We start from the raw sequence: 9,341 nt of genomic DNA on the forward strand, positions 1-9,341 counted from the left end.
GCAGCCTCGGATCGCTGGGGCCGAGGTTGCTGGCTCCGCTGGCTGTGCCGTCGTAGCCGTTTCCCGCCGCTGAGGGTCGGGGCTGAAAGTACTGGGGCAACGGGTTACCGGCGGGATCTGTGAACGATTGACCGAGCAGGCTTGAGCCGACGACCTGATTGTCGCGGCTGATCAGTGAGCCGTCGGCCTGGTGCCGGAAGGCGAGTTGCCCGATGCCGTAGGTGGCGAGCGGGTAGGCGACGCCCAGCACCAGGCTGGCCAGCACAGTGAGCAGGACCGCGGGGACCAGTTGAGCGCGCAGCATCAGTGGATGCCTATCGGCGCGACGATGGCGATGTCGATCAGCTTGATGAGCACAAATGGGGTGATCAGTCCGCCTACCCCGTAGATCAGTACGTTCCGGCGCAGCATTGCGGTGGCGCCCATCGACTTGACGCGAACACCGCGCAGTGCCAGCGGGATCATCAGCACGATGATGATCGCGTTGAAGATCACCGCGGACAGAATCGCGGTGTGCGGGTTGTGCAGGTTGAGGATGTCGATCGCTCCTAACTCCGGGAAGACACCGTGCACCATCGCCGGGATGGCCACAAAATATTTCGCAACGTCGTTGCAGACCGAGAATGTCGTCAGCGAGCCGCGGGTGATGAGCAACTGCTTGCCGACTTGGACGATCTCCATCAGCTTGGTCGGGTCGCTGTCCAGGTCAACCAGGTTGCCGGCCTCTTTGGCGGCTTGCGTGCCGCTGTTCATGGCCACCCCGACATCGGCCAGAGCCAGGGCCGGGGCGTCGTTGGTGCCGTCACCGGTCATCGCCACCAGGTCGCCGCCGGCCTGTTCGGCGCGAATCCGGTCCATTTTGTCTTCCGGGGTCGCCTCGGCGATGAATTCGTCGACGCCGGCCTCGGCGGCGATGGCCGCGGCAGTGGCCGGATTGTCGCCGGTGACCATCACGGTGCGGATTCCGAACGGCCGCATGGCGGCCAGGCGCTGCGAGATGCCAGGCTTGACAGTGTCTTTGAGGTGGATGATGCCCAGCAAGGTGTTCTCGTCGGCAACAGCCAGCGGGGTGCCGCCGCTGGTGGCGATGCGCGCCGCGATGCCATCCGTACCTGGTGGCACGGCGCCGCCGTTGGCCCGTACCCAGTCGCTGACCGCTGCCACGGCGCCTTTGCGGATTTTGCGGTTTGGCAAGTCGATGCCGGACATCTTCGTCTTGGCACTGAAGTTGACCAGGTTCGCGCCGGCAAGGTCGCTCGGTTGGCAGCCGTGGTGGTGCTGGGCGAACTGCACGATCGAGCGGCCCTCGGGGGTTTCGTCGGCCAGCGACGACAGGTGGGCCGCCTCGGCTAAGGCGTGTTCGTCGGTGTCGCCGACCGGTACGAACTCGGTGGCCATCCGGTTGCCGAACGTGATGGTGCCGGTCTTGTCCAGCAGCAGTGTGGTCACATCACCGGCGGCTTCCACCGCCCGCCCCGACATGGCCAGCACATTGTGTCGGATCATGCGGTCCATGCCGGCGATGCCGATAGCCGAAATCAATGCCCCGATGGTGGTCGGTGACAGCAGCACCAGCAGGGCAACCAACAACACGATCGGCTGCTTGGCTCCCGAGTAGATCGCGACCAACTGGAAAGTACTGACAGCGACCAGAAAGATGAACGTCAGGCTGACCAGCACCACGGTCAGGGCGAGTTCGTTTTGCGTTCGTTGCCGGTTGGCGCCCTCCACCAACCCGATCATGCGATCCAGAAAGGTTTGCCCGGGCGGGGAGGTGATCGATACGACGATGCGGTCGGACAGCACCACGGTGCCGCCGGTGACCGCCGACAGGTCACCGCCTGATTCCCGTACCACGGGGGCCGACTCACCGGTGATGGCTGATTCGTCGACCATCGCCATTCCTTCGACGACCTCACCGTCGCCGGGAATCGCCTGCCCAGCCTCGACGACACAGTGGTCACCGACTTTGAGCTCGCTGGAGGGTGTGTCCTTCGTGGTCCCGTCGGGCTGCAGAACGTGGGCGACGGTTTCCTGCCGGGCGCGGCGCAACGCATCGGCGTGCGCCTTGCCGCGGCCCTCGGCCATTGCGTCGGCGAAGTTGCCGAACAGCACCGTGGACCATAAGAACAGCACCACGAGGCCGGTGAACAGGTTGTCTGTCCCACTTGATCTGGGTGCGTCGCGCACAAATAGCAGCGTGGTCCAGATGCTGCCGATATAGACCACGAACATCACCGGCTTGTGCACCATCAGTCGTGGATCGAGTTTGAGCAGCGCATCGATGATGGCTCTGCGCACGATCCGGGGATCGAGGATCGACAACTCGCGCAGCTGGCGCGTTTCGCGGCCCAGGTGCCGACCGGGTGGGACAGCCGTCTGCGTCGTCATCGCTCAGACTCCGAAGTGCCCGGAAAAGTGCTCGGCCAGCGGCCCAAGGGCCAGCACCGGGAAGTAGGTGAGACCCACCAAGATCACGACGATCGCGGCGAGCAGTGCGGTGAACAGCGGTGTGTCAGTCCGCAGGGTTCCGGCGGTGACCGTGTAGGTGCGTTTGCGGGCCAGCGAGCCCGCCAGCGCCAGCGCTGGGATGATCTCGAAGAACCGCCCGATCCACATGGCCAGACCCAGCGTTGAGTTGTACCAGCGGGTGTTGCCGGCCAGCCCGGCGAATGCCGACCCGTTGTTGTGTGCGGTGGAGGTATACGCATAAACGGCCTCGGCCACCGCGTGCGGCCCGGTCGTGGAGATCTGGTGGGCCGCGGACGGCAGCAGCAGCGAAATGCCGGCGAAGCTCAACACGGTGACCGGCAGCACCAGGATGTAGATCGCCGCCAGTGTCATGTCCCCGGCCAGCAAACGTTTACCCAAATACATCGGCGTTCGTCCGACCATGAGCCCGGCGATGAAAGCGGTGATCATCACAAAGATCAACATCCCGTACAGACCGGTGCCGGTGCCGCCGGGGATGACCTCCCCGAGCATCATGTCCAACATGGGCAGGCCGCCGCCCAACGGCGTGTAGCTCTCCACAGCGGAGTTCACCCCGCCGGTGGAGGTGGCGGTCATGGTGACGACGCTCAGCGCCGAGCCGGTCGCCCCGAGCCGCAGGTCCTTGCCTTCCAGGTTCCCGCCGGGATTGGTGCCCGTGGCGGACTGGGCGACGCCGAACTGCGCGAGATGGGAGTTGCCGTGGGCTTCCAGAGCGGTTACCACCAGCACCGACACCGTGTACAGAGTGGCCATGGCCACGAGCACCACTGTCGCTTGCCGCATGGATCCAACGAGTCGACCGTAGGCCCACGGGAAGGCGAACGGAATGGCCGCGGTCAGCCAGATGGTGAGCACGTTGATGATTGGGTTCGGGTTCTCGAATGGGTGTGCCATATTGGCGCCGAAATAGCCGCCGCCGTTGTCGCCGAGCATCTCGATCGGCACCATGCTCGCCACCGGACCGCCAGGAATGCTCTGCTGGGTCGCGGCACCGGTGCCGGAGGAGATCGTCGCCACCACACGCGTGGCATGGAAATTGTCGATCACGCCTGCGGCGAGCAGCACAATGGCGAACACGAAGCTCAGCGGCACCAACACGCGCACCAGGGACCGCACCACGTCGACCCAGAAATTTCCCAATGTCGTTGTCCGCGTGCGGATCACGCCGCGGATGAACGCTGCGGCCAGCGCCATCCCGATGGCCGCTGACAAAAACTGGTGCACTACCAGTGCGAACATCTGGCTGAACTGGCTCATCGTGGATTCGCCGGTGTAGTTCTGCCAATTGGTGTTGGTTACAAAGCTGACGGCGGTGTTGAACGCGAGCGGCGGACTCACCCCACCGAGGTGATCGGGATTGCCCGGCAGCAGGTGTTGTACGCGAAAGACAAGATAGTTCAGCAGCACTCCGACGACGGTCAGGGCCACCGCGGAGCCGACGAAGGCGATCCAGCGCTGCTCACCGTGAGGGTCGATGCGCAGCAGTCGGTAGACCAGCCGTTCCACGGGAAGAAACACCCGATCGCCGGGCGCCTTCTCATTGCGGTACACCTTGGCGAGGTAACCGCCCAACACCGGAGTGCTGATGACTAGCAGCGCGAACACCGCCGCGATCTGTGCCCAACTTGCTGCAGACATCTACACGTCCCCGCGCCGGACCAGCCCGTAGACGAGGTAAACACCCAGCAAGACCGCGACAACGATTCCCGTCACATCGTCGAACGTCATGCCGACTCGAGCTCGGTCCGCGGCGCGCTCTCACGGCCCGCCTCAGACAGCACCGGCTCGTCTGGACCCATCAACCGATCACATGCGGCGGCGAAACCGACGGCAAGCGCAGCCAGGCCGACCAGCAGCGCAACGAATGCCAGGTCCAGCATGGCCGACCTCCGACAATTGTGGGCAATGCTCGGATCACGTTACGACGACTCCGCCCGATACAACTGCCGGATTTACGGTATCCGTACGGCCCGCTCTGCGCAGCCCCTCCTACAAAGGACACTTTTGCGCGAGTCCAGGGCCGTTGGACTCTGCAGTTTCTTGACCAGCCTCTATTAGCCTGGACCTGCAACGTTTGGGTTGTGGGTAGGTGGCGCACGACGGCTGGCGATCTTGCCTCGCGGGCTGCCCAAACATCTCCCGCGTAACGCTTTTCAGCCCAAGTGCCGGTAAGGAGGAATGCGGTGCCGCAGTGGCAAAATGTGCTGGACCGCTTCCGTCCGGCGGGCACACCGGGTGCCGCCGGCCGTCCCGGCATCCCGGCGGACCGCAGCGCCGACGCGGCGGCCGAGCTCACCGAAGTGCTGGCACTTCTGGACGATGCGCAAGAGGAGGCAGCGCGGACCCGCCAGGCCGCCGCCGACCGGGCGCAGGAGATCCGCCGCGCCGCCCAACGTCAGGCGGCCGAACTCGTCGCGAAGGCCCGTAACGACGCCGAGAGTGTGCGAGCCCAATCCCAAGCGGACGCGCTGCACGAAGCCGACGCCGATGAGGACAACATGGGAAGCCAGACGGAGGCCGAGATCGCCCGGCTGCGCCAGCGGGCCGACGAGCGGTTGGCGCAGGATGCCGACACCCTGGCCGATCAGGCCCGAGGGTGGCTCGACGCCCTCGTTCGCTCCACGACGGCAGTGAGCGATAGGTGAGCGCTCAGTGGGTGGCGGGCAACGTGCGCGCCAGAGCCCTACTCAACCGACGGTTGGGCGTGGGGCGTGCCCGGGCCCTCGCGGCGATGAATTCGCTGACCGACGCGCAGCATGCACTGGCCGCTACCGCGTACGGCCGCGACATCACCGTGGGACAGCCCGCTCTGGACACCGATCATGCGGTGTGCGCCGCGCTGTTATGGCATCTGCGTGTGCTGGCCGGATGGCAACCGGCGCAGGGCGCGCGGGCCATCCGCGCGCTGGCCGCTGGCTTCGAAGCCAACAACATCGCCGCCCACGCCCGGCGGTTGGCGGGCGCGCCTGCCCGCCCGCCCTACACGCGGGGCGCACAGGCTACCACGTGGCCGCGGCTGAGCGAGACCTCCTCGTTGGCGCAGCTGGAGGACATCCTGGCCCAGACGATGTGGGGCGACCCGGGATCGGATTCGCCGTCGGACATCGCGTTGGCGGTGCAGATCGGCTGGGCGGTGCGGGTGGCCAACGCGATTCCCGAGGCGCGGGATTGGGCGGATGCGTGGTTGGCTTTGACTGTGGCACGCCGGCGGCTAGTGGAACAGCGTGAGTTGCCTGAGCCGGTGCTGGTGCGCGCCCGGCTGGTGTTGGGCGCGGCAACAGCGGCCAGTGACCTGCCTTCGTTCATCGATGCGTTTGCCACGCGGCTTCGCTGGTTGTTCGACGGCATAACCGGGGCAGACGGCTTGTGGACCGCGGAGGCGCGCTGGTGGGCGCGGGTGGAAGCCGACGGATTGACCATGCTTGGCGGCAGCGAGTTCAACCGGGCGCGAACGATCGGGGCGGTCGCGGTGTTGGCCGCCGACGCCTGGCGGTGCCGCGCTGCATTGGCAATTGCGTCGCGTGGCGGCGGCCCGATGGACGTCTACGATGTCGTCACCTGAACAGCCTCAACAGCCTGAACGGTGGCGTGCCTTCGCGCGGCGTTTTACTCCGGCTCGCATGCAACGCATCGCGGTGGTCACGCAGGCGGACACGCTGCGCGATGCGCTGGTGGCGGTGGCCGGATCCGGCAGTGTCGAGCTCGACGACCCCGCCGACAGCAATGGCGCACCGGGGCAGGCAGCACGGGCGCTGCAGCGGATGGGGGCGCACTCCGAGTCGGCGCGCGGCGGCGCGGCGGTGATGTTGTCGGCCGCCGCGCCAGACGTCGCCCACCTGGAGCGGGCTGGACGGGCGGATCTGCTGGCCGGTGAGGCGCAGCTACAGCAGTACGCGGCAGGCGCTGTGCGGCGCCGTGAGGTGGCAGCGATCGCGGGATGGTGCCCGGCCGACCAGCTACCCACGCTGGGCGCTCGCCTGGACGCGACCGGGGCGGCCGCAGTGCCGCTGCCCACCCCGCCCGGGGTGGAGCCGCCGACGCTGCTTGGTACAAGACCGGGGCTTTCCAGCAGCTTCTCGGCGCTGGTGCGCACCTATGGCACCGTCCCGTACCACGACATCGACCCTACCGTGTGGGCCGGGCTGGCCTACGTGGTTATGTTCGGGATGATGTTCGGTGACGTCGGCCACGGGCTGCTGCTGGTCGTCGCCGCGGTCATGATCAGGCTGGGCTGGATCCGCCGGTTCCCGTCGCTGCGGCCGATGTGGAGTTTCGTCGGTGCCGCCGGAATCGCTGCAAGCGTCTTCGGGGTCCTGTACGGGGAATGCTTCGGCCCGACCGGGCTGGTGCCGGTGGTGTGGCTGGCCCCGCTGGATGATCCGCTGCGGCTGCTGCTGGTCGCGTTGGCCGTCGGGGCGGTGTTGCTCGGGGTCGCCTACACCGTGGGGGCAATCAACCGCTGGCGTGAGGGCGGGTTTCGGCTGGCCGTCTACGCGCCGTCGGGGATTGCGGGGGCGACGGTGTTCGCCGGCGCCGGCGCGGTGCTGGGCGGCTACATGATCGGCCTGCGGGCGCTGGTGGCGGCTGGGCTGCTGCTCTGCGCTGCCGGTCTGCTGCTGGCGCTGATCGGTCTGTATGCCGAGTCCGGTGGCGGCGCCGGCGGAGTGCTGCAGGCCGCGATCGGCGGGCTGGATTTGGTGGTGCGTCTCGGGTCGAACCTGGTGTCGTTCGCCCGTCTGGCAGCGTTCGGCATGACCCACGCCGCACTTGGCTGGGTGGTGTGGCGCGGGACGACGGCACTGTGGGCGCACAGCTGGATCGGCGCGGTGGGGGCGGTGGTGCTGTTCGTTGTGGGTAACGCGGTGGCGTTCGCGCTGGAAGCGTTGGTGGCAGGCGTGCAGGCGCTGCGGCTGGAATTCTATGAATTGTTTTCGCGGGTGTTCATCGGTGAGGGTCGGCCGTTCCGGCCCTGGACGGTCCCGGTGGTCGAAATGGAGGCGGCATGTTGACCTGGGTTATCGCTTCACCGGCGCTGATCACCGGATTCGCGGTCAGCTTGATGCTCTTGCGTCGCCGGGGCCGGCTGGCAGTGCGGCTGTTCTGGGCGGTCAATGCGGTGGTGGTGGCGGCGGCGCTGGTGGTGCTGGTGCAGGCGTTGACCGCTGGGCAGGCGGTAGCGGAAACGGCCGCGGCGGCCGGACCTGGTAGCGCGAGCAGCAACTGGGCGGCGCTACTGGGCGCGGCGATCGCGGTCGCGGGATCGTCGATCGGCGCGGCGATCGCCGTGGCATATACCGGCTCGGCGGCGCTGGCGGCGCTGAGTGAGCGGCCAGTGTTGTTCGGCCGGGCGATGGTGATCGTCGGGTTGGCCGAGGGCATCGCCATCTACGGGCTCGTCGTGGCGGTCATCTTGATCCAGCGGGCCTGACGTGGGGGCTTGAATGGGGCCCTACAGGGGGGCAATTGTCGTGATCGGCGAGCCGGCGTTCGTGGCCGGTTATGCGATGGCGGGCGCCACCACAATGCCTGCCCAGGGCGCGGATGAGGTGCACCGAGCCTGGGACAGCCTGCCATCCGGCACAACCCTGGTCATCCTGAGCGCGGCGGCCGCTGCCGCGCTGGGGGGCCGGCTCAGCGAGGCCGACCCGCTGACCGCCGTGATGCCCGCATGAGCGCGCTCAACGCCGTAAAGGCGATGGAGGCGCTGCAGCCGATGCGGCGGCACCTGCTGGAGTGCGCCCGGGCTGACGCCGAACGCGAGATCGCCGAAGCGGAGCAGGAAGCCCAGCGCGTTCTCGCTGAGGCCCGCAACCAAGCCGCGCAGCTGGCCGAAGCGGCCCGCGCTGCAGGGCGGGCCGCCGCGGAAACGGTGAGCGCCCAGCGGCGGGCGGCGCTGCAACGGGAGCTGCGCGGTGCGGTGCTCGCGGCCCAACGCGACATTTACCAGCGGTGGTGTCGGCGCGGCACCGAGGCCGTGTTGCGGCTGCGTGAGGACCCCGCCTACCCGCGTTGGGCTGCCGCCCTGCGGGCCACCGCGCAGGCGACACTCGGCGCCGACGCGCAGCTGCGCGAACACCCCACCGGTGGAGTGGTGGCCGAGGCCGGTCAGCGGTGCATGGACCTGAGTTTGGCCGGCATTGCCGCGCGGGTGCTCGACGACACGACTGCGCAGGTGGATGAGCCGTGGTCATAGGGGACGTGGCTCGGGTGGTGCGGGTATCGGGGCCGCTGGTGGAAATCGACGTCGCCGCCGCGCTGGCGATGCATGAGCTGGTGACGCTGGGAACCGAGCGAATCCCCGCCGAGGTGGTCGCGATCCGCGGTGAGCAGGTGACGGTACAGGCCTACGAGTACACCGGCGGCCTGGGGCCCGGCGCCGGCGTCGTCGCGCTGGGCCGCCCATTGTCGGCGTCGCTGGGACCCGGGCTGCTGGGCGGGGTGTTCGACGGGCTGCTGCGGCCCCTGCACACCGCGCCAACTTGGTTGACACCCGGCCATGACAATGAAATCGACCACTCGACATGGTATTTCGAGCCGAGCACGACTATCGGCGCCGAACTGACGGCCGGTACCGTGCTCGGCGTGGTGCCACGCACCGGATCAGTGCCACACCGTGTGCAGGTTCCCGCCGGGATATCGGGCACGCTGGATTGGATTGCCGCGGCTGGTGATTACGCCGCCGATGAGGCGATCGCCACAGTCGGCGGACAGCCGGTGGCCATCGCGGCGCGGTGGCCGGTGCGGCAGGCACGACCCTATCGCCGTCGACGCGACGACGTCGTTGCGCTGACCACCGGCCAGCGGGTGGTCGACTTGCTGTTCCCGATCGCCCGGGGCAGCACCGCCGC

The 9,341-nt window shown here is 67.8% G+C and carries 10 protein-coding genes and 1 pseudogene; 7 read left to right on the top strand and 4 right to left on the bottom strand.

All coding sequences use genetic code 11. From position 1 onward, the window contains the following. From ACLP9N_RS01390 to ACLP9N_RS01405, 4 genes are all read right to left on the bottom strand, one after another. Positions 1–304: potassium-transporting ATPase subunit C (locus ACLP9N_RS01390; RefSeq protein WP_442405717.1), on the bottom strand; the 304-nt coding region annotated here is incomplete at its 3' end. Next, a complete protein-coding gene (gene kdpB, locus ACLP9N_RS01395) occupies positions 304–2,391 on the bottom strand; it encodes a potassium-transporting ATPase subunit KdpB (protein WP_442405718.1) in 2,088 nt (695 codons plus the stop codon). The genes kdpB and ACLP9N_RS01390, both read right to left, overlap by 1 nt. Positions 2,392–2,394: 3 nt before the next feature. After that, on the bottom strand, positions 2,395–4,131 hold the full coding sequence (kdpA, locus tag ACLP9N_RS01400) for a potassium-transporting ATPase subunit KdpA (RefSeq protein WP_442405719.1): 1,737 nt from the start codon (positions 4,129–4,131) through the stop codon (positions 2,395–2,397). Positions 4,132–4,217: 86 nt separating this feature from the next. Then, positions 4,218–4,373 (bottom strand): hypothetical protein, encoded by a 156-nt coding sequence (locus ACLP9N_RS01405; RefSeq protein ID WP_442405720.1) that lies wholly within the window; start codon positions 4,371–4,373, stop codon positions 4,218–4,220. A gap of 303 nt (positions 4,374–4,676) precedes the next feature. Here ACLP9N_RS01405 and ACLP9N_RS01410 point away from each other — a divergent pair, with 303 nt between their 5' ends. The 7 genes and pseudogenes from ACLP9N_RS01410 to ACLP9N_RS01440 all read left to right on the top strand — a co-directional run. Next, positions 4,677–5,138 carry a hypothetical protein gene (locus ACLP9N_RS01410; protein WP_442405721.1) on the top strand — a complete coding sequence of 154 codons (462 nt, stop codon included), beginning with the start codon at positions 4,677–4,679 and terminating at the stop codon, positions 5,136–5,138. After that, entirely contained in the window at positions 5,135–6,055 is a 921-nt protein-coding gene (locus ACLP9N_RS01415) for a hypothetical protein (protein WP_442405722.1), read from the top strand. The genes ACLP9N_RS01410 and ACLP9N_RS01415 overlap by 4 nt, the downstream gene beginning before the upstream one ends. 58 nt (positions 6,056–6,113) lie before the next feature. Next, positions 6,114–7,502 (top strand): V-type ATPase 116kDa subunit family protein, encoded by a 1,389-nt coding sequence (locus tag ACLP9N_RS01420; RefSeq protein WP_442405723.1) that lies wholly within the window; start codon positions 6,114–6,116, stop codon positions 7,500–7,502. Beyond that, the gene (locus ACLP9N_RS01425; protein WP_442405724.1) at positions 7,496–7,921 is read left to right on the top strand and encodes an ATP synthase subunit C; all 426 of its coding nucleotides are present in this window, start codon (positions 7,496–7,498) and stop codon (positions 7,919–7,921) included. Before ACLP9N_RS01420 ends, ACLP9N_RS01425 begins: the two co-directional genes overlap by 7 nt. Positions 7,922–7,934: 13 nt before the next feature. Beyond that, complete coding sequence (locus ACLP9N_RS01430; RefSeq protein ID WP_442405725.1) at positions 7,935–8,165, top strand: hypothetical protein; 231 nt, start codon at positions 7,935–7,937, stop codon at positions 8,163–8,165. Beyond that, entirely contained in the window at positions 8,162–8,686 is a 525-nt protein-coding gene (locus ACLP9N_RS01435) for a hypothetical protein (RefSeq protein WP_442405726.1), read from the top strand. The genes ACLP9N_RS01430 and ACLP9N_RS01435 overlap by 4 nt, the downstream gene beginning before the upstream one ends. Next, a pseudogene (locus tag ACLP9N_RS01440) lies at positions 8,677–9,341 on the top strand (V-type ATP synthase subunit A); the annotation flags it as partial. The gene ACLP9N_RS01435 and the pseudogene ACLP9N_RS01440, both read left to right, overlap by 10 nt.

Origin of the sequence: Mycobacterium sp. (genome assembly GCF_052144515.1) — a bacterium.
GTDB lineage: Bacteria > Actinomycetota > Actinomycetes > Mycobacteriales > Mycobacteriaceae > Mycobacterium.

What these genes read in the sequence shown, in the direction of transcription:
- kdpB (WP_442405718.1), bottom strand. Translation starts at nt 2,391, where the DNA reads ATGACGACGCAGACGGCTGTCCCACCCGGTCGGCACCTGGGCCGCGAA.
- kdpA (WP_442405719.1), bottom strand. Translation starts at nt 4,131, where the DNA reads ATGTCTGCAGCAAGTTGGGCACAGATCGCGGCGGTGTTCGCGCTGCTA.
- ACLP9N_RS01405 (WP_442405720.1), bottom strand. Translation starts at nt 4,373, where the DNA reads ATGCTGGACCTGGCATTCGTTGCGCTGCTGGTCGGCCTGGCTGCGCTT.
- ACLP9N_RS01420 (WP_442405723.1), top strand. Translation starts at nt 6,114, where the DNA reads ATGCAACGCATCGCGGTGGTCACGCAGGCGGACACGCTGCGCGATGCG.
- ACLP9N_RS01425 (WP_442405724.1), top strand. Translation starts at nt 7,496, where the DNA reads ATGTTGACCTGGGTTATCGCTTCACCGGCGCTGATCACCGGATTCGCG.
- ACLP9N_RS01430 (WP_442405725.1), top strand. Translation starts at nt 7,935, where the DNA reads ATGGGGCCCTACAGGGGGGCAATTGTCGTGATCGGCGAGCCGGCGTTC.
- ACLP9N_RS01435 (WP_442405726.1), top strand. Translation starts at nt 8,162, where the DNA reads ATGAGCGCGCTCAACGCCGTAAAGGCGATGGAGGCGCTGCAGCCGATG.